The organism is Halobacterium sp. KA-6 (genome assembly GCF_021029015.1).
Taxonomy (GTDB): Archaea; Halobacteriota; Halobacteria; order Halobacteriales; family Halobacteriaceae; genus Halobacterium.
In genome coordinates this window covers 665059-687287 of sequence record NZ_JAJJZH010000001.1, presented here as the reverse complement: position 1 = coordinate 687287, position 22229 = coordinate 665059, and the positions used below count along the sequence as shown (strand labels likewise).

The 22229-nt window shown below is 69.2% G+C and carries 28 protein-coding genes; 13 read left to right on the top strand and 15 right to left on the bottom strand.

What is annotated here, in order from left to right; translation table 11 throughout:
* Positions 1 to 43 precede the first annotated feature (43 nt).
* Positions 44 to 1558: a cryptochrome/photolyase family protein gene (locus LPA46_RS03840; RefSeq protein ID WP_230891460.1), complete on the bottom strand. Its 1515-nt coding sequence runs from the start codon at positions 1556 to 1558 to the stop codon at positions 44 to 46.
* 99 nt (positions 1559 to 1657) lie between these two features.
* Here LPA46_RS03840 and LPA46_RS03835 point away from each other — a divergent pair, with 99 nt between their 5' ends.
* Genes LPA46_RS03835 through LPA46_RS03810 form a run of 6 tightly spaced genes read left to right on the top strand, consistent with a single transcriptional unit; the run spans position 1658 to position 6415 of the window.
* On the top strand, positions 1658 to 2479 hold the full coding sequence (locus LPA46_RS03835; RefSeq protein WP_230891459.1) for a hypothetical protein: 822 nt from the start codon (positions 1658 to 1660) through the stop codon (positions 2477 to 2479).
* A gap of 25 nt (positions 2480 to 2504) precedes the next feature.
* Complete coding sequence (locus tag LPA46_RS03830; RefSeq protein WP_230891458.1) at positions 2505 to 3122, top strand: uracil-DNA glycosylase family protein; 618 nt, start codon at positions 2505 to 2507, stop codon at positions 3120 to 3122.
* A 42-nt stretch (positions 3123 to 3164) separates the two neighbouring features.
* Complete coding sequence (locus LPA46_RS03825) at positions 3165 to 4112, top strand: MBL fold metallo-hydrolase (RefSeq protein WP_230891457.1); 948 nt, start codon at positions 3165 to 3167, stop codon at positions 4110 to 4112.
* Between the two features lie 51 nt (positions 4113 to 4163).
* The gene (locus LPA46_RS03820; protein WP_230891456.1) at positions 4164 to 4733 is read left to right on the top strand and encodes a thioredoxin family protein; all 570 of its coding nucleotides are present in this window, start codon (positions 4164 to 4166) and stop codon (positions 4731 to 4733) included.
* Positions 4734 to 4773: 40 nt separating this feature from the next.
* Entirely contained in the window at positions 4774 to 5721 is a 948-nt protein-coding gene (locus tag LPA46_RS03815) for a mechanosensitive ion channel family protein (RefSeq protein WP_230891455.1), read from the top strand.
* Positions 5722 to 5761: 40 nt separating this feature from the next.
* A complete protein-coding gene (locus tag LPA46_RS03810) occupies positions 5762 to 6415 on the top strand; it encodes an O-methyltransferase (protein WP_230891454.1) in 654 nt (217 codons plus the stop codon).
* A gap of 5 nt (positions 6416 to 6420) precedes the next feature.
* On the opposite strand, the gene LPA46_RS03805 is transcribed toward LPA46_RS03810, so the two are convergent.
* A complete protein-coding gene (locus LPA46_RS03805) occupies positions 6421 to 7188 on the bottom strand; it encodes a hypothetical protein (RefSeq protein ID WP_230891453.1) in 768 nt (255 codons plus the stop codon).
* A 37-nt stretch (positions 7189 to 7225) separates the two neighbouring features.
* On the opposite strand from LPA46_RS03805, the gene LPA46_RS03800 reads away from it, so the two are divergent.
* Complete coding sequence (locus LPA46_RS03800) at positions 7226 to 7588, top strand: tautomerase family protein (protein WP_230891452.1); 363 nt, start codon at positions 7226 to 7228, stop codon at positions 7586 to 7588.
* On the opposite strand, the gene bcp is transcribed toward LPA46_RS03800, so the two are convergent.
* The 4 genes from bcp to LPA46_RS03780 all read right to left on the bottom strand — a co-directional run bounded on the left by bcp (position 7585) and on the right by LPA46_RS03780 (position 10512).
* Entirely contained in the window at positions 7585 to 8040 is a 456-nt protein-coding gene (gene bcp, locus LPA46_RS03795) for a thioredoxin-dependent thiol peroxidase (protein ID WP_230891451.1), read from the bottom strand. The two genes, LPA46_RS03800 and bcp, sit on opposite strands and share 4 nt — an antisense overlap.
* 31 nt (positions 8041 to 8071) lie before the next feature.
* Complete coding sequence (locus tag LPA46_RS03790; RefSeq protein ID WP_230891450.1) at positions 8072 to 8389, bottom strand: AzlD domain-containing protein; 318 nt, start codon at positions 8387 to 8389, stop codon at positions 8072 to 8074.
* Complete coding sequence (locus tag LPA46_RS03785; RefSeq protein ID WP_230891449.1) at positions 8386 to 9072, bottom strand: AzlC family ABC transporter permease; 687 nt, start codon at positions 9070 to 9072, stop codon at positions 8386 to 8388. Before LPA46_RS03785 ends, LPA46_RS03790 begins: the two co-directional genes overlap by 4 nt.
* Before the next feature lie 66 nt (positions 9073 to 9138).
* Positions 9139 to 10512: an NAD(P)/FAD-dependent oxidoreductase gene (locus tag LPA46_RS03780; protein ID WP_230891448.1), complete on the bottom strand. Its 1374-nt coding sequence runs from the start codon at positions 10510 to 10512 to the stop codon at positions 9139 to 9141.
* A gap of 125 nt (positions 10513 to 10637) precedes the next feature.
* Between LPA46_RS03780 and LPA46_RS03775 the strand changes: the two genes are divergently transcribed.
* The gene (locus tag LPA46_RS03775) at positions 10638 to 10841 is read left to right on the top strand and encodes a hypothetical protein (RefSeq protein ID WP_230891447.1); all 204 of its coding nucleotides are present in this window, start codon (positions 10638 to 10640) and stop codon (positions 10839 to 10841) included.
* 11 nt (positions 10842 to 10852) lie between these two features.
* Here the strand turns inward: LPA46_RS03775 and LPA46_RS03770 are convergent, their stop codons facing one another.
* The 7 genes from LPA46_RS03770 to LPA46_RS03745 all read right to left on the bottom strand — a co-directional run bounded on the left by LPA46_RS03770 (position 10853) and on the right by LPA46_RS03745 (position 17000).
* Positions 10853 to 11470, bottom strand: a complete 618-nt coding sequence (locus LPA46_RS03770) for a response regulator transcription factor (RefSeq protein ID WP_230891446.1) — start codon at positions 11468 to 11470, stop codon at positions 10853 to 10855.
* 145 nt (positions 11471 to 11615) lie between these two features.
* Entirely contained in the window at positions 11616 to 12290 is a 675-nt protein-coding gene (locus LPA46_RS03765) for a helix-turn-helix domain-containing protein (RefSeq protein WP_230891445.1), read from the bottom strand.
* 108 nt (positions 12291 to 12398) lie between these two features.
* On the bottom strand, positions 12399 to 13649 hold the full coding sequence (locus LPA46_RS03760) for a Glu/Leu/Phe/Val family dehydrogenase (protein WP_230891444.1): 1251 nt from the start codon (positions 13647 to 13649) through the stop codon (positions 12399 to 12401).
* A gap of 114 nt (positions 13650 to 13763) precedes the next feature.
* A complete protein-coding gene (locus LPA46_RS03755) occupies positions 13764 to 14924 on the bottom strand; it encodes a helix-turn-helix transcriptional regulator (RefSeq protein WP_230891443.1) in 1161 nt (386 codons plus the stop codon).
* 137 nt (positions 14925 to 15061) lie between these two features.
* The gene (locus tag LPA46_RS18775) at positions 15062 to 15190 is read right to left on the bottom strand and encodes a hypothetical protein (RefSeq protein WP_269069708.1); all 129 of its coding nucleotides are present in this window, start codon (positions 15188 to 15190) and stop codon (positions 15062 to 15064) included.
* 47 nt (positions 15191 to 15237) lie between these two features.
* Positions 15238 to 15651, bottom strand: coding sequence for a hypothetical protein (locus tag LPA46_RS03750; RefSeq protein WP_230891442.1), 414 nt, complete (start codon positions 15649 to 15651; stop codon positions 15238 to 15240).
* A 53-nt stretch (positions 15652 to 15704) separates the two neighbouring features.
* Positions 15705 to 17000, bottom strand: a complete 1296-nt coding sequence (locus tag LPA46_RS03745; RefSeq protein WP_230891441.1) for a 5'-deoxyadenosine deaminase — start codon at positions 16998 to 17000, stop codon at positions 15705 to 15707.
* Between the two features lie 105 nt (positions 17001 to 17105).
* Between LPA46_RS03745 and LPA46_RS03740 the strand changes: the two genes are divergently transcribed.
* The gene (locus LPA46_RS03740) at positions 17106 to 17477 is read left to right on the top strand and encodes a hypothetical protein (protein ID WP_230891440.1); all 372 of its coding nucleotides are present in this window, start codon (positions 17106 to 17108) and stop codon (positions 17475 to 17477) included.
* A 2-nt stretch (positions 17478 to 17479) separates the two neighbouring features.
* Here the strand turns inward: LPA46_RS03740 and LPA46_RS03735 are convergent, their stop codons facing one another.
* Positions 17480 to 17905: a hypothetical protein gene (locus tag LPA46_RS03735; RefSeq protein ID WP_230891439.1), complete on the bottom strand. Its 426-nt coding sequence runs from the start codon at positions 17903 to 17905 to the stop codon at positions 17480 to 17482.
* Between the two features lie 275 nt (positions 17906 to 18180).
* Here LPA46_RS03735 and LPA46_RS03730 point away from each other — a divergent pair, with 275 nt between their 5' ends.
* The 4 genes from LPA46_RS03730 to thiC all read left to right on the top strand — a co-directional run bounded on the left by LPA46_RS03730 (position 18181) and on the right by thiC (position 21725).
* Positions 18181 to 18822: a helix-turn-helix domain-containing protein gene (locus LPA46_RS03730; RefSeq protein WP_230891438.1), complete on the top strand. Its 642-nt coding sequence runs from the start codon at positions 18181 to 18183 to the stop codon at positions 18820 to 18822.
* A gap of 37 nt (positions 18823 to 18859) precedes the next feature.
* Complete coding sequence (locus tag LPA46_RS03725) at positions 18860 to 19387, top strand: hypothetical protein (RefSeq protein ID WP_230891437.1); 528 nt, start codon at positions 18860 to 18862, stop codon at positions 19385 to 19387.
* 63 nt (positions 19388 to 19450) lie between these two features.
* Positions 19451 to 20197 carry a ribonuclease H-like domain-containing protein gene (locus LPA46_RS03720; RefSeq protein ID WP_230891436.1) on the top strand — a complete coding sequence of 249 codons (747 nt, stop codon included), beginning with the start codon at positions 19451 to 19453 and terminating at the stop codon, positions 20195 to 20197.
* An 85-nt stretch (positions 20198 to 20282) separates the two neighbouring features.
* Complete coding sequence (gene thiC, locus LPA46_RS03715) at positions 20283 to 21725, top strand: phosphomethylpyrimidine synthase ThiC (RefSeq protein ID WP_230891435.1); 1443 nt, start codon at positions 20283 to 20285, stop codon at positions 21723 to 21725.
* Here the strand turns inward: thiC and LPA46_RS03710 are convergent.
* Positions 21722 to 22222 (bottom strand): DUF7504 family protein, encoded by a 501-nt coding sequence (locus LPA46_RS03710; RefSeq protein ID WP_230891434.1) that lies wholly within the window; start codon positions 22220 to 22222, stop codon positions 21722 to 21724. The two genes, thiC and LPA46_RS03710, sit on opposite strands and share 4 nt — an antisense overlap.
* Between the last annotated feature and the right edge of the window lie 7 nt (positions 22223 to 22229).

The following is a 22229-nucleotide window of genomic DNA, read 5'->3' as shown; positions in this document are numbered from 1 at the left end:
CGCCGCCCCGCCTATGAACGCGGTGGCCAAACCCGGCGACGGCTCAGAGGTCCTCGGACTCCGCGAGCGAGCGAACGTCGTCGGCGCGCTCTCGAATCGCCGCGAGGTCGCCGGCGTCGCGCTTGTCGTCCAGGTGGCCGTACACGAGTCCCATGCGGTGGTTCGCCCGAAGGGCGTCCTCGTGCTCGGTGAGGAAGTCCCAGTAGAGGCTGTTGAACGGGCAGGCGTTCGCGCCGGTCGTGCTGTCGGGGTCGTACTGGCAGCCCGCGCAGAAGTCGCTCATGCGGTCGACGTAGTTCGCGGACGCCGCGTACGGCTTCGTCGTGAACGCCGCGGTGCCGAACGACCCCATGCCGACGACGTTCGGCGTGACGACCCAGTGGAAGGCGTCCACGAACCCGCCGTAGAACCACTCGTTGAGCGCCTGCGGACTGGCGCCGTACAGCAGCGCGAAGTTCGACAACACCATCAGCCGCTCGATGTGGTGGGTGTAGCCGCGGTCGTGGACGCGCTCTATGGCGGACCCCACGCACTCCATCTCGGTCGCGTCCGAGTCCCAGTACAGCGGGGGCAGGTCACGGGACTGGCCGAGTTGGTTCGCGTCCGCCAGCGCGGGCATCTCGCGGCGGTAGACGTGGCGCACGAACTCCCGCCAGCCGACAATCTGGCGGACGAACCCCTCGACGGAGTTCAGCGGGACGTCGTCGCGCTCGCGGTACTCCGAGATGGCGGCCTCCACGACTTCCCGCGGCCCGAGCAGGCCGACGTTCAGCGCCGCCGACAGCAGGCTGTGGTCGAGGTGCCAGTCGTCGGCGAACATCGCGTCCTCGTAGGGGCCGAAGTCGGCGAGACGATTCTCGAGAAAGTCGGCGAGCGCGCGCTCGGCGTGCTCGCGGGTCACCGGCCAGCCGAACCCCTCGGAGTCGCCCCACGTGTCGACCTCCTCGGCGACCCACTCGCGGACTTCGGGGACGTGCTCGCCGTACTCGAAGTCGGGGAGTGCCGGACTCTCGTAGTCGTCGGGCGGCGTCTCGCGATTCTGGTCGTCGTAGTTCCAAGCGCCGCCCTCGGGGTCGCCGTCGGTCGTCAGGTAGCCCGTCTCGCGGCGCATCCAGCGGTAGAACGCCTCGTGGCTGTAGGCGTCGCCGTCGCGGTCGTCGACCCACTCGTCGAACGCCGCGGGCGAGCAGAGGAACTGCTCGTTCTCGGCGACGCGCAGGCTGCCACCGCGCGCGTCGACGAGTTCGCGGAGGCGGTCGGCGGCGCCGTGGGTCGCGGGCCGCTGGACGACCAACTCGTCGCCGGGGTGAGCGTCGAAGTACGCGTCGAGGCCGTCGCCGAAGGAGTCCGCGCGCTCGTAGACGACATCCACGCCGTCCGCGCGGAGGTCGTCCGCGAGGTTTCGCATCGCGGCGAACACGAGCGTGAGCTTCTGGGGGTGGTAGCGCCGCCGGCGCGCGAAGTCGCTGGCTTCCACGAAGAGGACGCGGTCGGGGTCGTCGGCGAGCGGGCCGCGCTCCCGGGAGAGTTGGTCGCCGAGCACCCAGGCGGCAGTCATGGCGGGAGCGTCGGACGGAGCCGGCAAATGTCTGTGGGCGTCTTGCTGGGGCTACGGAGACAGGAAAATTGTTTGTCGGGGCCGGCCGATGCCGTCGGTATGCCCGAGTCCCTCCTCGACAGAGCGGCCCGCGTCGCGGGTCGCGTCGCGCCCTACGCGGTCGTCCCCGCACTGCTGACGCTGCTCGCGTTCGACAACGTCACCGCGACCGCCGCCAGCGGTGGCGGGCTCAGTTTCTCCGTGAAGTTCTCACTCCCGACCGCCGTCCCGACGCTGTGGACGGTCTTCGACCCGCCGACGACCGGCGTCTCGTTCGTCACGCCGACCTCGCTGAGCGTCCTCCCCGTCTACCTCCTCGTGGACGCGGTGCTCACGGCGGGCTACCTCGGCGGCATCTACGACGCCGCCCACGACGTCGAGCCGGACTTCGCGGAGAACGTTTCGTCGTACGCGCTGCCCGTGCTCGGCGTCCGCGTCGTCGAGTTCCTGACCGTCGGCGCGTTCGGGTTCCTGCTCGTCGCAGGCGGAAACGTCCTGCTGGCGTTCCTGGGCTTCCCGCTCGTGCTGCTCGCGGGCTACCTGCTCTGGGGCGCGCCGTTTCTCGTGGTCGCCCGCGACCGCGACGTCGTCGACGCGCTCGCGGAGAGCGTCGCGCTGGCGCTGGACGGCGGCCACTACCTCTACTTCTCCGTGGTGTTCGCCGTCGGCGTCGCCGTCGTCTCGCTGTTCGTCTCGCCCGTGCTCGCCGCGGGCGGCTTCGGGACCATCGTCGTGATGGCCGCCATTATCGCGTACCCCGCGCTACTCGCGTCGGCGGCCGCGATGCTCGTCGTGGACGAAGTGGCCGACCAGCCAGCACGCGACCAGCGAGCCCCCGACGAGCCATCGCCCGGCAACGACGGCCAGTCTCGCGGCGCTTAAGTCCCGGAGTCGCCTACGGCGCGTCGTGCAGAACGTCACGGACCGCACGAGCAACCCGTTCGGCATGCAGCCGCCCTGCGATTCGTTCATCCCGGGCTACGGCGACGCGAACGCGGACTTCCACGTCGTCGGCGACCACCCGGGCGTCCACGGCGGCGGCGACACCGGCGTGCCGTTCACGGGGACGCCAGGTGCCGAGCGCTTCCGACGCGCGCTGACGGCCGCGGGGCTGCTCGACAGCGACGACGAGCCGGTCGAACTCTTCCTCTCGTACCTCCACGCCTGCGTCCCCGACGGCGAGCCAACGGAGCGCGACTACACGGAGATGGAGCCGTTCTTCGACGCGGAACTTCGCGCCATCACCGCCCACGTGCTGTTGCCGGTCGGGGAGCGCGCGACCCGCCACGTCCTCGAAACGTACACCGCCATCGTCGCCGACGAGGTCGACCTCGCGGACGTCCACGGCGAGGAACTCCACGGCAGCGGCTGGCTGGTGGTGCCCGCGCTCGACCCCGACGAGTGGACCGACGACGACGAGGCCGCGTACGTCGACGCGCTCCGCGACCTCCGGGCGACGGACTACCACCGCGAGGCGGACCTCGGGCGGTTCCTCGTCGGCCCCGAGTCCTACCGCGTCCGGTAGCCAGCAGGTACGCATTTGTCGGGGTGCCGCGTACGGTGTGGTGTGCACCACATCCAGTTGTCGAACGCCGCCTTCGAGGGACACAACAGCGTCTACCTCCTCGGGGACGGCGACGCGGACGCGCCGGCGACGCTCGTCGACACGGGCGTCGCGACGCCAGCGGTGGAAGCCGAACTGCGCGCCGCGCTTGACGCGCGCGGCGTCGCGTTCGCGGACGTGGACCGCGTGTTGCTCACGCACTGGCACCACGACCACGCGGGGCTCGCGGGCGCGATTCAGAACGAGAGCGACGCCACTGTTCTCGTCCACGAGGCCGACGCGGCCCTCGTCGCGCAACGCGGGAACGCCCGCAGCGACCTTCAGGACGCGCAAGAAGCCGCGCTCTACGACTGGGGGCTCCCCGACGAGGAACGAGAAGGGCTACTCGCATTCAACGCCGAGCACCGCGGCCTCCGCGGTGAACCGGTTGACGTGACGGAAGTCGCGGACGGCGATACTGTGGCACTCGGCCCCCTCGAGGCCAAGGTCGTCCACCTCCCCGGGCACGCCGCCGGCCTCGTCGCGTACCTCGTCGAGCGTGAGGGGCGCCGCGAGGCGTTCGTCGGGGACGCTGTGCTCCCGAAGTACACACCGAACGTCGGCGGCGCGGACGTCCGCGTCGACCGACCGCTCGCGAAGTACCTCGACAGCCTGGAGCGCGTCGAATCGCTCGACCTGGACCGCGCGTGGCCCGGGCACCGCGGCCCGATAATCGCACCCAGCGAGCGCGCCCGCGACATCGCGGGCCACCACGAGGAGCGCACCGCGCGCGTCGAGAAGGCCGTCGCCGACCTCGCGCCCGCGACGGCGTGGGAGGTCAGCGCCGAACTGTTCGGCTCGCTGGCCGGCATCCACGTCCTCCACGGCCCCGGCGAGGCGTACGCCCACCTCGACCACCTCGTCCGCGAGGGGCTGCTCGAAGCGACCGCGGACGGCTACGTGCCGGCCTGAGCGCGTGCCGCAACCCCGGCTACTTTGCCGCTCGCCGCCGTAATTTCGAGTATGGTCGAGATGGAATCCGAGACGGAACTGGACGCCGGCGACCCCGCCCCCGACTTCCAGTTGGAGGGAACGGACGGCGAAACGTACAGCCTCGACGACTTCGCGGACTACGACGCGGTCCTGTTGGTGTTCACCTGCAACCACTGTCCGTACGCGAAGGCGAAGTTCGACGTGCTCAACGACATCGCGGCGGACTACGACGACGCCGCGGTCGTCGGCGTCAACCCCAACGACGCCGAGGAGTACCCCGACGACTCCTTCGAGCGCATGCAGGAGTTAGTGGACGAGGGCACAATCCAGTACGACGCCTACCTCCGCGACGAATCCCAGGAGGTCGCTCGCGCGTACGGTGCGGTCTGCACCCCTGACCCGTTCCTCCTGCGGAACACCGACGACGGCTTCGAAGTGGCCTACCACGGCCGCCTCGACGACGCGCTCAACCCCAGCGACGAGCCCACGCGACCCGGCGGCGACGTCCGCGACGCCATCGACAGCATCCTCGCGGGCGAGCCGGTCGAAAAGGAGTGGCGCCCCTCCCGCGGCTGCTCCATCAAGTGGACCGACGAGTAGTCGACGGTAGTTCTTTGAGCGGGCGGGCCGTCCGTCCGGCGTGACTCGACGCGCGACAGTCCTCGTTCTCGCAGCGCTGGCCTGCGGCGTGCTCTCGGCAGTAGCGCCCGAACTCGTTGGAACGGCGACCGTGGCTGGCTACCCCATCGCGGTCGTCGTCTCGCGCGTGTTCGCCGTGTTCGGGACGGCGTTCGCCGTCGCCGCCGCCTACCACGTCGCGGTGTCGCTGGCGCTGTCATCGACCATGGACAAGCGCCGCCGGCACCGCGCGCAGTCCGTGCTCCGGCTCGCGTTCCTCGTCGTCGCCGCCATCGCCGTACTGGGCGTCGCGACGGACCGCTGGGTGCCCGCGCTCGTCTCGCTGGGCGTCGCTGGCGTCGCGGTGTCGCTGGCGCTCCAGCAGCCGCTGTTGAGCCTGCTCGGGTGGGTGTACGTGATGACCAAGCAGCCCTACCAGGTGGGCGACCGCGTGCGCATCGACGACTCGAAGGGCGACGTCATCGACGTCGACTACCTCGTGACGACGCTGTGGGAAGTCAACGGCGAACTCGTCACGACGAACCAACCCTCCGGCCGCCACATCACGGTCCCGAACAGCGTCGTGTTGACCAGCCACGTCGTGAATTTCAGCCGCGAGGAGTTCCCGTACGTCTGGAACGAACTCCCCGTCCAGGTCGCCTACGAGACGGACCTCGAGTTCGCGAAGACACTCCTCCAGGAGACCACCGAGGAGTACCTCGGCGAGACGATGGCCCGCGAGGTCGAACGCTTCCGCCGCCAGCTCGCGGAGACGCCCGTCGAACTGGAGGTCCAGGACCGTCCGAGCGTGAACGTCAAACAAGGCGAGTCGTGGGTCGAACTCCGCGTGCGCTACCTCGTCAGCCCGAAGCGCGCCCAGCACGTCCGCAACGACCTCTACGAGCGCGTGCTCGAAGCGTTCAACGAGCACCCCGAGCGCGTGAAGTTCCCCGTGAGCCGGAACCGCTGAGTCCGGTACGGCTATGGGCCGCGCTCCCGACGGCGCACCCATGAACCGCGTGTTGAGCGACACCATCGACGCCTTCCTCGACGCCGCGAACCCCGAACCGTCCGAACTGCTCCAGGAGATGACCGCGTACGGCCGCGAGCAGAACTTCCCCATCGTCGGGCCGGACGTCGGCCAGTTCTTCCGCGTGGCGGCGACGCTCGCGGACGCCGAGCGCGTCTTCGAATTCGGCTCGGGCTTCGGCTACTCGGCGGCGTGGTTCCGTACCGCGCTCCCGGCGGACGGCGAAATCGTGCTCACGGACTACGACGAGTCGAACCTCGCGACCGCCCGCGAGTTCCTCGACCAGCAGGACGGCGCGATCGCCCACTACGAGGCCGGCGACGCGATGGCGACGTTCGAGCGCTACGACGGCCCCTTCGACGTCGTGCTGCTCGACCACGACAAACCACAGTACGTCGACGCGTTCGAGGACGCCCGCGAGAAACTCGCCGACGGCGGCGTAATCGTCGCGGACAACGTGATGGCGGGGCCAGTCGAACCCGAGAACGTCACGGCCGCGCTCGACGGCGCGGAGCCCGTCGACGACCACACGGCGGCAATCGCGGCGTACGTCGAACACATCCGCGACGGCCCCGACTTCGAGACCGCGTTCGTGCCGCTCGGCGAGGGTATCTCGGTCAGCGTGAAGAGATAGGTGCGTCAGTCGCGGTACGCGAGCAGCGCGGCTCCGGCAATCGCGAGCGCGGCGACGGCGAGCCCGAAGCCGGGCGAGTTAGCGTTCGAGCCGTCGGTCGTGGCGGCGGCCGTCGTGCCGTCGCTGTCATCGGTCGTGGACTCCGGCGTCTGTTCGTCGCCCACGGTGGTCGGCGTGTCGTCGCTGGTGCTCGCGGACTCGATGGACAGCGTCGCCGAAGTCTCGCCGCCGCTGGACTGCGGGTTGACGTCCAGTGGCGTCTCCCAGCTCCCCTGCACCATCGGGTGGTAGGCGTCGGCGTAGACGACGACAACTTCGTCGCCCGCGTCGAGGTCGTAGCTGCCGCCGAGCCCGAACGTCAACAGGTGCCCCTCGTTGGACGCGCTGACGCTGTCGAGGTCGTCGGAGACGTTCACCTCGATTGTGTCACCGGCGGCGTCGTCGCCGCGGTCGATGCCGATTTTCACGACGTCAGCCCGACTGACGTTGCCGGCGTCGACGCCGGAGTTCGAGTAGTCGACGGCGAAGCCGTTCCACGAACCGGCGGTGTCGTTGCCGGCGGTCGCGGTAACGGTGTGCGTCGACGGGCCGCTGGGGAACGTCGGGTCGGCCGAAATCGACCCGTCTGACGCGGCCCCGGCGACGCCGACGGTCGCGCCGGTGACGACGGCGAGCGCGACGAGGAGGGCGGTGAAGCGGGTGGTAGCGGGCATGATGCGTTCGGAAGCGAACTGCGCGCGGCGGAAGTGCTTTGTGACGGTCGCGTGCCGCACCGACAGGAACTCGTGGTCGGGGGGCGTCGGAGGGACCGTGCCACTGCTCCAGTTCGACACGGACTACCCGGTCGCCGACGCCGAGGCCGACGCGTTCGCCGACGTCGTCACCGACCTGTACGTCGAGACGATGAACGCCGACCGGTCGTACGTGGCAGTCGTCGTGCGGGACGACAGCCACCTCTCGCTCGGTCGCGCGGTCGCTGGCCGGCGGGTGTTCTGTTCAGCGGACGTTCGCGAGGGCCGAGACGAGGAGACGAAGCGCGCGTTCGCGACGGCCGTGATGGCCGAGGCCGCCGAGCGCTTCGACGTCCCCGAGGAGAATCTCAAAGTCGTGTTCACCGAGCACGCCGGCGCACAGATGCACGGCATCGACCGCGTCGGCGGCGACTGGGGTTAGTCGATGACTTCGAGCACTTCGTCGGCGTGCTCCTCGGGGTCGACGCCCTCGAACGCCGCGACGATGTCGCCGTCCGGCCCGACGACGTACGTGTTCCGGAAGACGCCCTCGACCTCGTTGCCGAAGACGTTCTTCTCGCCGTAGGAGTCGTAGGCGCTGGAGACCGAGCCGTCCTCGTCGCTCAACAGGTCGAACGGGAGGTCGTACTTCTCCGCGAAGTCCTCGAGGTCCTCGACGGGGTCGTCGCTGATGCCGAGCACGGGGACGTCGCGCTGCTCGTACTCGTCCCAGTTGTCGCGGAAACTGCACGCTTCCGTGGTGCAGCCCGGGGTGTCGGCGCGCGGGTAGAAGTAGACGACGACGTACTGGTCCTCGTAGTCGGACAGCGCGACAGGTTCGCCGTCCTGGTTCGGCAACTCGAAGTCGGGTGCGGGTTCGCCTTCCGAGAGCATACCTGCGATTCGCTCTCCCCCCGGGAAGCAGTTACGGTAGCAGCGAGAGCGCGTACAGGACACCCATCCCGACGGCGACGGTGGCGAGCATGTCCTCGGTCCGCCACGCGACGACGGCCGCTACCGCGCCCGCGAGGAGGCGGTCGTTCCCGAGGGAGACGGCGAGCGCGCCGTCGCTGAGCACGAGTTCCGGGAGGACGAGGGCCGCGAGCACGGCCGGCGGGACGTACGAGAGCACGCGCTCGACGCGCGGCGGCACGTCGTCGAGCCGACCGAACAGCGCGATGAACGACACCCGGAGGGCGTACGTGCCGGCCGCGGCCGCGAGGACGACCAACCAGAGGCTCACTGTCCCACCCCCGTCTCGCTCACGAGCACGGCGGCGGTCACGCCGGAGAGGCCGGCGACGATGATGCCGAGGTTCATCGGCGCGCCGACCGCCACGACGGCGACGAAGCCGCCGACCGTGGCCGCGACGGCGGTCGGTTCGTCGCTAATCGACGGGACGAGCAGCGCGAGGAACAGCAGCGGCACCGCGAAGTCCAACTGGAGGCCGTCCGGCATGCGGTCGCCGAACACCACGCCCGCGACCGTGCCGGCGAGGTACGTCACGTAGACGGCCGCAGCGGTGCCGAGGTAGTACGCCAGCCGGTCGGTGTCCTCGTTGCGCTCGAACTCGGTGACGGAGATAGCGAACGTCGTGTCCAGGAGGAACTGCGCGCAGACGAGCCGCCAGCGCTCGGACAGCCGACGGAAGTGTGGCGCGATGGCTGCGCTGTACATCGTGTAGCGGAGGTTGACAACGACTGCCGTGAGCGCGACGACTGCGAGCGGTGCGTTGCTGGCCAGGAGGTCGATGGCGGCGAGCTGCGACGCGCCGCCGAACACCGTCGCGGACATCGCGACAATCTGCACGCCGGAGAAGCCCGCCTGCACGGCCGCCGCGCCGACGACGAACCCGAACGGAATGTTGGCCGGGAGCGTCGGGAAGGTGTCCCAGACGCCGGCCAGGAAGTCCTCGCGTTGACTCACTGACTCGGAGTAGGCGGCGACGCCCGCTTGAACGTTCCGACGCCGTGGCGTCCCGCAGTCACGGGGTTACAGCGAGTAGTCGCCTTCCCGAATCTGGGCGTACTTGCGCTTGCGGTAGCGGAACTTCGCGCGCTTGTAGCGCGTGTACAGGCGGATGCCGCCCGCGGCCGAGCGCGCGTTCGACTTCGAGATTATCTTCCCGCTGTCGCTGGACTCGAGCATCTGTCGGGTGATGCGGATGGTCTTGTCCCAGTCGGCGGGCCCGAACTCCCCGACGACGTCCGCCATCGCGACGTTCCGCCGGATTTCGTCGCCGATGGCGTCGTGCCACGCGGCGTTGTACTCCCCGAGGTTGCCCTCGGCGGCGAGGCGGCCCGCGAGTTTCCCGGTGCGGTGGGCGACGTGGTCGCCGCCCTCGTGGAACGACGACGTCGCGCCCATCGCGCCGCCGACGACCGCGATGCCGGCGTCCGTGGGAGACTCGATGGGGCGCGTCGAGGAGATGGCGTACGTCTCCGTGCTGTTGGACTTCCCGTGGCCGTCCACGAGCGGGAAGTCCTCGTCGACGTCGTACTCGTCGCCGTACAGTTCCTCGAGGAGGCGCTTCAGGTACACCTTCCCGGAGGGGATGCGCTCGTCGTCCTCCCGGAGGAGTCGCCACTCGCTGGCGTCGAAGTCGTCGATGTCCAGGCCGATGGGCATCGTGAGGCCGACGCGTGCGACGCCGTCGCGGTTCGGGAACACCCACGGGTAGGCCGTCTCGCCGGGCATCCAGCCCCACCAGAACTTCAGCGTGTCCTCGTCGAACAGCTCCGCGGGGAACTGGCGGTACTCCTGGTAGGCGATGTGGTTGGCGGACGGCGGACTGAGCAGTTCGCTGGCGCGCTTGCCGTCGGGGAGCAGCGGGTCGAGCACGCGCATCGTCACCTGGCGCTGCGGGCCGTCCGCGAGCACGAGGTACTCCGCGGTGACTTCCTCGCCGTCGCCGAGCGTCAGCGTGTGCTCGTGGCCCCCAGAGAGGTCCGAGTCGACGCCCTTGACGTTCGTGCCGGCGACGTAGTCGGCGCCGGCGGCTTCGGCACGGTCGCGCAGCCAGTCGTCGAACTTCGCGCGGTGGAACGTGAACCCGAAGTTGTCGTAGTCGGCGTCGATGCCCGTGCGGTCCACGACGACCTCCTCGTCGGGGCCGATGAACGCCGCGTCCGCGAGTTCCTGCTCGACGACGTCGTCGGGAATGTCCGCGAAGTCGAGGTCCGCGACCTCCAGCCAGTAGTCCAGAAAGCCCGCAGCGTCCGTCGAGTCCGGGCCGAGGCGGTCGCGGTCGGCCCGCGGCACGCCCTTCTCGTAGACGACGGCGTCCGCACCCCGGTCGGCGGCCGCGTACGCGGCTGCCGACCCCGCCGGCCCGCCGCCCACGATGGCCACGTCTACGTCGGTCATAGTACTCTCGTCACCGCGCTGGCGTTAAAGTGCTTCGAGTTTTCACGCCGACACCCACGGAGTCGCGCGTTCCCGGCGACGCCGCCCACCCGAACACATAAGTTCTTCAACAGTAGTGTCGGGGTATGGACCGCGTGCGCGTCGCCTACGACGTCGTGCGAGCGTACGTGTACACCCTCCTGCTCGTGGCCGGTGCTACGGTCGTCTGGCTGCTCGCGCCCGAGATTGCGGAAGCGCCGCAGGTCGCGGGGCTGTGGTTCGCCGTCGGCGGATTCGGCGTGCTCGTGCTCGTCACGTTCCTGCTCGCGCAGTACGCGCGCCACGTCTGAGCACGGCCGCGTCAGTCGTCCGCGACGCCGTTCGGCGAGGAGAACGAGTAGAACTGCGCGTCGAAGTCCGTCAGCCCGAATTCGTCGACGAGGCCGTCGAGGTTCGCCTCGACTGCCTCGATGTCCGCGCGGAGTTCGTCGTACTCCGGGTGCTCGGCGAGGTCGCCGACTTCGCGCTCCAGGGCGGCGCGCTTCGAGAGCAGCCGGAAGTACCGCTGCACGTAGGCGTCGTACTGCTTGCGGTCGACGAGCGACGCCACCACGCTCCGGATGTCCTCCCGGGAGGCGGGCTTCGTGACGTAGTCGTCGAATCCCATTTCGAGAATGTCGAGGCCCGGTTCGACGGCGGTCACCATCGCGACCTGGCAGTCGTCGTACTGCTCGCGAATCGCGGTCAGCACTTCCCGCCCGGAGAGGCCCGGGAGCCGCCGGTCGAGCAGCACGACGTCGACCGCCTCGTCCAGCAGGTCGAGGGCGTCCCGGCCCGTGTGCGCGATGCGGACGTCGTAGTCGTCGCTCAGCCACGCGTCGTAGAGGCTGGCAAGCGCTCGCTCGTCCTCGACGACGAGAACCGTAATCGCATCGCTTCGTGCGTCGTCCGCCGCGCCGCCCGCATCCCGCTCAGGCATCGTCCACTCGTGTCCCAGACATACGCTACGTCGGAGCGCCGATAGGAAAGGCGGTCTACCTCGATAGAGTGATGTGAACCGTGACACCGACGAGCGTGGTACGAGCGGCCGTGCTACGCTCTGACAGCGTGATTTTGCAGCGGGATTACCCCTCGAAGACGACGTCGAAGACCTTCCAGATGGCAGCGTGGAGGTGCTGGCTGAACGTCTTCTGGGAGATGTCCATCGCGGCCGCGAGTTCGGCCTGTGAGCAGCGCCGGGGCTCGTCGAAGTAACCGCGTTCGTAGGCGAGGTACGCCGCCTCCCACTGGCGGTCGGTGAGCGCGTCGGCGACCAGCGACCGCACGCCGCTCTCCGTGACGAACGGCGCGACGATGTCGCAACTGCGCTTGCCCACGAACGCGGCAGACGGGTGGGCGTCCTGCACGCGGTCGACGACGCGCTGGAGGTCCGCGTCTGCGGGCACGACGGCGGAGATGCGAGCCGCGTCGTCGGTGGTGGTCGCCGTCTGCGTCAGCACGCCGAGGCGCGCCAGCGTCCCGACCACGGATTCGGGCGGGGAGAACTCCGCGATTACCTCGTCACCGACGGTCTGGAGCGCGTCGATTTCCCCGTCGAGGGTGGCGGCAGTGGCTCGCTCGGCCAGTTCGTCCCCAGCGCCGTCGGCGAGCCGCACGAACATAACGAGGCCGTCGTCGGTCCACAGCGAGTCCAGCAACTCCAGCCGGCAGTCCAGCGTCCGCGACACCCGGACGGCTGGGTAGGCCGTGTCCTCGACTTCGAATTCGAGTTCCGCGAACGCGGCTGGTTCGTCGGCCATCCCGTGTCCGGTAGGAAATATTGCCGGGGCCACTTCACTTCTGGGCGAAAGTTAGGGAAAAGAACACGTCCGTTCCGCGTGGCCACCGACTGGGTCAGGCCGCGCCAGTCACGGGAACAGACCGCGGTACTCGTGGGCGTCTGCGGTGCGTTCGAGCGCGAGGGTGTACGCGGCGGTCCGCAGGTCTGGGATGTCCTTCTGCTCGTAGGCGGCAAGCATCTCGTCGAACGCCGTCGTCAGCCGCGCTTCGAGGTCGCGGTTGACCTCCTCGAGTTCCCAGGAGTACTGCTGGCTGTTCTGCACCCACTCCAGGTACGAGACGATGACGCCGCCCGCGTTCGCGAGAATGTCCGGCACGACGGGGACGTCGCGCTCCTTGAGGACGTTCGCGGCGTCGAACGTCGTCGGCCCGTTCGCGGCCTCCACGACGACGTCGGCCTGCAGGCGCTCGGCGACGTCGACCGTGATGACGTCCTCGATGGCCGCGGGGATGAGCGCGTCCACGTCCATCGTCAGGAGGTCGTCGTTGCTGATGTGCTCGTGGGCGTCGTAGTCTTCGAGGCGGCCGTCGTTAGCGACGTGCGCGCCGACGGCCTCGACGTCGAGGCCGTCCGGGTCGTGGATGGCGCCCGTGACGTCGGAGACTGCGACGACGTTCGCGTCGCGCTCGGCGAGCAGTTGGGCGGTCACGCTGCCGACGTTCCCGAAGCCCTGGATGGCGATGTCGGCGTCCGCGATGTCCGTGCCGAGATACTCGAAGGTCTCCTCGGTGACGATGGTGACGCCGCGGCCGGTCGCCTCCACGCGGCCCGCGGTCCCGCCGACCTCGGGAGGTTTCCCCGTGACGACCTCGGGGACGGCGTAGCCCTGGTAGACGGAGTACGTGTCCATAATCCACGCCATCGTCCGCGGGTTCGTGTTCACGTCCGGCGCCGGGATGTCCGTGTCCGGGCCGATGATGCGCCGGATTCCCTCCGTGTAGCGGCGGGTGAGCTGCTCGATTTCGGACTGGGAGAGCTCCTTCGGGTTGCAGATGATGCCACCCTTCGCGCCGCCGAACGGCAGGTCCACGAGCGCGGTCTTCCACGTCATCCACCCCGCGAGCGCGGAGACCTCCTCCTCGGAGACGTTCGGGTGGTAGCGGATGCCGCCCTTGAACGGGCCGCGCGCGCCGTCGAACTGGCAGCGGTAGGCCTCGAACACTTCCACGGAGCCGTCGTCCATCTCCACGGGGAGACTCACGGACAGCGTCCGCTCGGGGTACTTCAGTCGCTCGAAGATGCCGTCGTCGATGTCGACGTACTCCCGCGCCTGCTCCATCTGCGCGAGCATGTTGTCCAGCGGACCGGTCTCTGTCATGTCTCGGCAGTATTTGCGCAGTACATAAGGAGATGCCGCATCGCGGCCGCCGTGAGACACGTTCGCGGTGGGCAGTGTCCGTAGGCCGTGCCCTCACCTCACTCGGGCACGCGCCTACTCCTCGCTGATGTCCGCGTCCGGGAGTTTCAGGACGTTCTCGCGGCCGATGCGGAACGACTCCAATTCGTCGCTCTCGCGCATGTCCTTGACGACCTGGCTGGTCTTGGCTTCCGTCCAGCCCATCGACTCCACGACGTCCTGCTGTTTCGCGCGACCGCCCTGCTCGCTGAGGAACCGCTTGACGCGCTCCTCGTTACTCAACAGCTCCTCGGGCGGCTCCGTCCCCGCCGCTGCACCCGCGGTCGCGCCCGCGCCTGCTTCCTCGGCGGATTCTTCGGCGGATTCTTCGACGCCGGACGGTGCTTCACCAGCACCGCCGCCTCCGCCGCCGGTATCGGTCGGTTCGGCGGGACCGCCCGTGCCGCCGCCTTCACGACGGAAGTAGAGCCAGCCTGCGCCCGCGACCACGAGCACTGCCACGAGCGCGCCGACGAGCGCGGGCAGCACGACGCTGCTCTCGCCGCTGGACGCGGCAGTCGTCTCCGTCGGCTCGGTCGTCCCGGTCGCGTCGCTCGGCTCGATGACGAGGCGCGGCTGGTCGGTGCCGAAGTCCGCCGGGCCGCTCCACTGCACGGACGTCGCCGTCTCCTCGGATGGCACCGGGTCGACGTCCGTCGCCGCGTAGCCGTCCGGCCACGAGAACTGCAGCGACGTCTCGTTGTTCAGGTAGAACCCCTCCAGCGAGTCCCCGGCGACGATGCGCTCGCCGTCGGTCGCCGCGAAGCCGCCCCACTCGAAGGTGTAGACGACGAACCCGTAGGAGTCGGCGAACTCCGCGCTCGTCTGCTGGAACGCCCGCACGGAGACGTTCTCGACGCTCATGTTGCGACCCGTGGCGTTCTCCGCGGACGCCACCGTCGACTCGATGCGGGTGCGGAACCGGGCGACGTACCGCGACCGGTTCGCCTCGATGTCCGCCTGCAACTCCTCGAACGCCTGCGTCTCGTTCTCAGTCGTCAGTTCCATCCGGTACTTGAACGACCACGCGGCGCTGCCGTCCTCCTCGAGCGCCGCGGACAACGTCACGTCGTCCGGGTCGAACTCCCCCTGTGCGACGCCGAACGGGCCGTCCGGCGCACCGGTGCCCGCCGCTGGCGCGGCGACCGCCGCCACGACGAGCAACCCAACCACCCAACACGCCAGACCGCGGTCCATACGCTCACTCCGGTCGGTGCGCTTGAAAACGTTGTTATCGCTGACCCGCGGTCGTGTCACTCTGATTCGAGGTCCGCGTGACGAAGCCACAGTCCACGCCGAGCGACGCGAAAATGAGAGAAAGTCGCGACTGGCCGTCAGGCCGACGCTGCGCTGACGGGCTCGCCACAGGTCGGGCACGCCGACCCCGACGGCGTCTCGTCGAGGTCACTCGCGTGCCCCGTCCAGCCGCAAATCGGACACTGAACCGGCTCGCTCCGGGACATGCTTCGTCTAGGGGTGCGTGCGCCCGCCCGAAAAGCGTGGTGCCGGGTCAGCCGTCCGCGGACTGCTCGGGTGCCGCCAGCGCCGTGAATTCGACGTCGTGGTCGAGCATGTACTCGCGGAACTCCCCGACCATCGCCGGCAGTGCACCGAGAATCCCGCGCTCGAAGGAGACGACGACCACCTCGTCCTCGATGAACCCCGTGAACAGCACCATGTCGTCGGCGACCTTCACGAGTTGGGTGACGTTCTCGGCCCCCATCTGGGCCTCGTAGGCCGTCTTCGCGACGAGTTCCTGGAGCTCGGAGTCGGCGGCGTCGGCGTCCTCGTCGGTCCACTCGAGGTCCTCGCGCTCGTGGAGCACGTCCTGCTCGCGGGTGTCCGGGTCGATGCGAACGAAGAAGCGCACCTTCTGGCCGGCGTGCGAGACGACGATGTCGCACATGTCCTCGGCGTAGCCCATACCTCGGTGTGCGAGTGGCTACCAAATAGAACTGTGGGCGAACCGCCGAGTAGTCAGTACGCGTCGGCGAACTCGCGGGCGCGCTCCCGGATCCCCGCGTCGTCCATTCGGACGTGCTCGCCGTCCCGGTAGAGGACTTCGCCGTCGACCATCGTGAACGTCACGTCGTCGCCGTGCGCCGCGAACGCCAAGTGCGAGTAGGGGTCGTGAATCGGCGTCGAGCGCGCGTTGTCGGTCGTGAGCCCGACCACGTCCGCCGTCCATCCCTCGCGGAGTTTGCCGACCGTCTCGAAGCCCGCGGCCTTCGCGCCGTTGCGGGTCGCCATCTCGAAGACGGTGCGCGCGGGAATCGCGGTCGGGTCCAGTTCCTCGACTTTCCCGAGGAGGCTTGCCTGGCGCATCTCCGTGAACGCGTCCAGCGTGTTGTTGCAGGGCGGGCCGTCGTTGCCGAGCGCGACGTTGATACCCCGGTCGAGGTAGTCCCGAATCGGCGCGACGCCGGAGGCGAGTTTCATGTTCGAGGACGGGCAGTGCGTGACGTGCGTCCCGGTCTCGGCGAGCACCTCGCGCTCGGTCTCGTCCGTCCACACGCAGTGCGCCAGCACCACGTCCTCGCCCGTCAGCCCGACTTCGTCGAGCCAGTGGACGTTGCGCATCCCCGTCTCGTCCTCGACGGTCTCGATTTCGCCGCGGTTCTCGCTGGCGTGCGTGTGGATGCGCACGTCGTACTCGTCGGCGAGGCTGCGGCAGCCACGGAGACACGCCTCGGTGCAGGAGACGGCGAATCTGGGCGTGATGGCGTACCGGATGCGGTCGTTCCGGATGCCATCGTACTGCTGGATGAGGTCTTCTGTCTCGGCGAGTGCGGCGTCGGTGTCCTCCAGGAGGCCGTCGGGGGAGTCCTTGTCCATCAGGACCTTCCCCATGAGCGCGCGGACGCCGGCGTCGGCGGCTGCGTCGAACGCCTCGTCGGCGTGCGCGACCGAGAGGTGGTCGATGGCCGTGGTCGTCCCCGACTCGATTAGTTCGAGGTAGCCGAGGTCCGCGGCCGCGCGCATCTCGTCGGGCCCCATCGACGCCTCCATCGGGAGCACGTGGTCGAACAGCCAGTCCAGCAGCTCCTCGTCGTCGGCGATGCCGCGGCCGAGGCTCTGCACGGAGTGGATGTGCGCGCCGACGAGCCCGGGGGCGAGCAAGTCGCAGTCGACGCGCTCGTGGTTCGGGTACGCGTCCGCGAGGTCCCCACGGTCGCCGACCGCCTCGATGCGGTCGCCGGCGACGACGACCGCGCCGTCGTCGATGGTCCGGTCGGCGTCACAGACGACAGTGTCGGCGCACAGTAGCGTCATACCGTCACCACGTACGCCGCCTCCGCCCCTAACGCGTTGCGGTCTCGCCCCTCACCGCGCGCGACTCGCCGCTACGTTGAAGCCGCCAGCGCGGAACCAGCCACTATGAGCGCGCTCTCGCGGTTCCGGTCGTGGCTCGGCAGCGTCGACTTCGCCGTGACGACCACGTCGGTCGTCGTCGCGCTCGCCGGCGTCTCGCTGGTCTTCTCGCACGTGCCGGGCGAACGGGACGCGTTCGCCCTCGTGATTCTCGCGGGCGTCGCGGTCCCGAACATCTACGCGGACTCGTGGACCGAGCGCCTCGACAGCCGGCTCGCTGGCGTCGCGTGGGCGCTGGCGGCCTGTGGCGCGGTCGGCGCGTGCTACCTCCTCGTGGCGACCGTCGTGCGCGCGGTCGCCGGCGAGACGGCCGCGACCGTCACGGGGCTCGTGGTCACGTGGCTGCTCGGACTGGTAGCGTCGCGCGCCATGACGTAGACTCAGGGCCGGCGGTTCGCGGCGTACCCGCCGACGAGCCCGCCAGCGGCGAACGCGACTGCGACGACGAGCGCCCCGCCAGCGACGACGAGGCGCGGCACGGCCGTGAGGAGGTCGACGAGTGCGGTCGTCGTCACGAGCGCGTAGTGGAAGTGGTGGAAGATTCCCACCGTGTCGCCGTAGAAGACGAGCCACCAGAACCCCGCACCGACGCCGACACCCGCGAGGCTGCCGGTCGCGGCGCCCGCGCGGAACGGCGCGTGGTCGGCGGCGACCGCCGCGACGAACCCGCCGACGGCACCGACCGAGAGCACGCGGAACGCAATCGTCCCGACGCTCGGGTGGTGGTGTGGCAACCCCGAGACGGCCGCGAGGAGCGCAGCCTGGACGAGTGAGCCGGCGACGACGGCGAGCGCGATTCGACGCACGGGGAGGGGTACGGGCCGGACGGACTGAAGCCTTCCGCCGACAATTCGCGGGACGGGTCGGCTACCGAATACACTCCTCGCTACCGACCGGTTTTAAATCCATTACTGGGCAGGGCAGAGGTTCAACCGCGTCGCCGTGCGACGGTTTGCTGTTCGCAGTCGTCCACGCGTCTCGCTCGTGGATAACCTCTCGTTTCGTCCGTGCTATCGCCATCCAGTTATCGCCAATAGTAACAACCGTTTGATATATCTGTCACCGGGTTCTGGGTGAACACGTGGGGGTCATCGCCGAATTCACGTTCCGGCACCCGGGACTGCCGTTGATGCCAGCGCTCGAAGAGAGCGGCGTGCAACTCGACGTCGAACAAGCCGTCGCCGCCGACCCCGACGAGCCCGTCCTGTTCGTGTGGGCGTCCGACGGCGACCTCGACGACTTCGAAGCCGCCGTCGCGGACGACCCGACGGTCGCGGACCTCACGCTCGTCGAGGACGCCGACGACCGCCGGCTCTACCGGGTGGCCGTCAGCGGCGAGACGCCCGTGTCGCTGTACCCGATAGACGACCGCATGGAGGCCTCGCGCCTCGACGTCTCCTCGTCGGCAGACGGCGTGGAGGCGCGGCTCCGGTTCCCCGACCGGGAGAGCCTCTCGGAGTTCCAGCCGCGCGTCGAAGCGCGCGGCGTCGACGTCACCCTGCGCGGCGTCTACAGCGACACCGAGACGGCGCTCGGCGACGAGTACGGGCTCTCCGCGAAACAGCGCGAGGCGCTCGTAACCGCCGCGGAATTGGGCTACTACGACGTCCCCCGCCAGGCGTCGCTGTCCGACGTCGCCGACGAACTCGGCATCTCCTCGCAAGCGGTCAGCGAGCGCCTCCGGCGCGGCGTCAAGACGTTCGTGCGGGAGGGGCTGGACTGATAGCAATCGTCATACGGCTGCCGCGCGACGCGCAACTGTGAACACTCGCGCAATCGGACTGGTGCTCGCCGTCGCCGTGCTGCTGAGCGGCTGCACCGCGCCGCCCGTGGACCGAACACCCGAAGAGCCCGGGAGCGACGTTCGCGTGCACGTCGTCGACGACCACGCGGACGCGTCGGTCGTCACGGTCAGCACCGCACCCGCCGGCCACGAAGGGCTCGCCGTCGAACTCGTGAACGGCACGGTGCTGGAGTACCCGGACGCCCGCGGCACCGAGGACATCCCGGAGACAGTCGTTCCGCGAACGGTCTCCCTCCGGCCAATCGGTGACGGCGTGGAGTCGCGGACGTACCGCTGGAACGGCACGCAGAACACGACTGCGCTGTTCGAGAACGTCCCGCGGAACGCCACGGTCTTCTACTCGGTCGCGAAGCCGACCGGCGACGAGCCGATGCGGACGCTCGGCCGGCTCACCTGCGGGCCCGAAGCCACGCTCACCGAGGTCACCATCCGCATCAACGTGGACGGCAGCATCGCGGCGGGCAACAACTGTCAGGTCGACTGACGCGACCGCGGCCGCGACCGCGGGACCGCGACGCCTTTGTACCGCAGGCGCCCACCGAGTAGTATGCGCGTCGAGAACTCCTTCATCCCCGCTCCCGGCGTCGGCGAGACAACCGAGCGACGCCTCTGGCAGCACGGCGTCACGCACTGGGACGACTTCGACGCGAGCGCGCCCGGCGTCGGCGAGACCACCGCCGCGAACGTCCACGCGTTCATCGACGACGCCCGGGCCGCGCTCGACACGGGCGACACCCATTTCTTCGCCGACACGTTCCCGAACAACGCGCTCTGGCGGCTCTACGAGAACGTCGCCGACGACGTCGCGTTCTTCGACATCGAGACCACCGGCCTGGACAAGCGCTCCAGCGACATGACGACGGTGAGCGTCCACCACGGGGGGAGCACCGAGACGCTCGTGCGCGGCGACGACCTCACCAGCGAGAACCTCGCGGAGCTGCTGGACGCCTCGCTCGTGGTGTCGTTCAACGGGAAGCGCTTCGACCAGCCGTTCGTCGAGCACAACTACGACGTCAGCGTCGACGTCCCGCACCTCGACCTGATGTACCTCTGCCGACGCCTCGACCTGACTGGCGGGCTCAAGCAGGTCGAAAAGGACCTCGGCATCGACCGCGGCGGGATGGACGTAGACGGCCGCGAAGCCGTCCGGCTCTGGCACCGCTACGAGGACGGCGACGAGGCCGCCCTCGACAAGCTCGTGGAGTACAATCGCTACGACACCCAGAACCTCGAGACGCTCCTCGATACGGTCACCGGCCGGCTCCACGAGGAAGTCTTCGAGCCCCACGCCTGAGGCGACGCAGTTCTCCCGACGTTTTCTTTCCTCGAGCCGCGGCCACCACCACGTTTTATTACCTAGTTTTACAACCTAGTTATTCATGCCGACGCAGCTCGAACACGCCCGCGACGGGACCGTCACGCCCGCCATGGAACGAGTCGCCGAACGCGAGAACCGCGACCCCGAGTTCGTCCGCCAGCAAGTCGCCGACGGGCAGGCCGTCGTCCCGAACAACCACGAACACGCCTCGCTCGACCCGATGGCCATCGGGCGCAAGTTCGCCACGAAGGTCAACGCCAACATCGGGAACAGCGAGACCACCAGCAGCCGCGAGGAGGAACTCCAGAAGCTCCACACCGCGGTCCACTACGGCGCGGACACCGTGATGGACCTCTCGACGGGCGCGAACCTCGACGACATCCGCGAGATGCAGGTCGAGCACTCGCCGGTGCCCGTCGGCACGGTCCCTATCTACGAGGCCGTCACGCGCGTCGACGACGTTCCCGACATCACGCCCGGCCTCCTGCTGGACGTCGTCGAGAAGCAGGCCGAGCAGGGCGTCGACTACATGACGATACACGCGGGCGTGCTCGCCGAACACCTCCCGCTAACGGACGGCCGCACCACTGGCATCGTCTCGCGCGGCGGATCGATTCTCGCGCAGTGGATGGAGGAGAACGGCTCCCAGAACCCCCTGTTCACGCACTTCGAGGACATCTGCGAGATATTCCGCGAGCACGACGTGACGTTCTCACTGGGCGACGGGCTCCGCCCCGGGTCGCTGGCGGACGCTAGCGACGACGCCCAATTCGCGGAACTGGAGACGCTCGGCAAGCTCACGCAGGTCGCGTGGGACCACGGCGTCCAGGTGATGGTCGAAGGCCCCGGCCACGTACCGATGGACGAGATTCGGGAGAACGTCGAGCGCCAGCAGGAAGTCTGCGACGGCGCGCCGTTCTACGTGCTCGGGCCGCTGGTGACGGACGTCGCGCCCGGCTACGACCACATCACGAGCGCCATCGGTGCGACCGAGGCGGCGCGTGCGGGCGCTGCGATGCTGTGTTACGTCACGCCGAAAGAACACCTCGGCCTCCCGGACGCCGAGGACGTTCGCGAGGGGATGGCTGCTTACCGCATCGCCGCGCACGCCGGCGACGTCGCCGCCGGCCTCCCGGGCGCCCGCGACTGGGACGACGCCCTCTCGGAGGCGCGCTACGAGTTCGACTGGTCGCGGCAGTTCGACCTCGCGCTCGACCCCGAGCGCGCCCGCGACTACCACGACCAGACGCTCCCCGGCGACAACTACGAGGACGCGCGCTTCTGCTCGATGTGTGGCGTGGAGTTCTGTTCGATGCGCATCGACCAGGACGCCCGCGACGCCGACGGCGAGATGGCGGGCATCGACAGCGAGACCGACCTCGGAGCGTCGCCAGCGGCCGACGTGAACCTCCCGCCGGTCGGCGTCCACGACACTAGTGACGTACCCGAGAGCGCGGATTTCGAGGAACACGACCACGCCGACGACCTCGCGGCCGACGACTAGGAACTGGCGTCGACGACCGTCTCGAACAGCGGTCCGACGACCTCGGCGAGGTCGTCGTCGGCGTCGACGGCGAGGTGGGCGTGACAGCGGCCGTTCGCGGTGCCGACGCGGTGCGTGACGGCGTGGAGGAACTGGACGAGCTGCTGGCGGCCGGTCTCGTCGGTGGGTCGGGGAAGGCCGTCCACGCAGACGACGAGCCGGTCCGACTCGGTGGCGTCGCCGTCGAGGTTCGCAATCGTGTCCGAGACGACGACGCCGGCCTCCGAGAGCGCGAGGTCGTCGTAGACGCCCGTGTCGTACAGGTGGTCCACGCTCGTGCAGCACCGTCCCGACGCCTCGCCGACGGTCGCGCGGACGCGGTGCGCGTCGTCGGCGCTCTCGTGGGTGAGTCGGCGGCAGGCGTCGTCGTGACTGGTTTCGCCGAGAACGAGCGTCGTCCCCTCTCGGGCCTCGCCAGTGTCCGGGGCGCTAGCGGAGCGCCCTGCGTCGCCGCTCATCGATAAT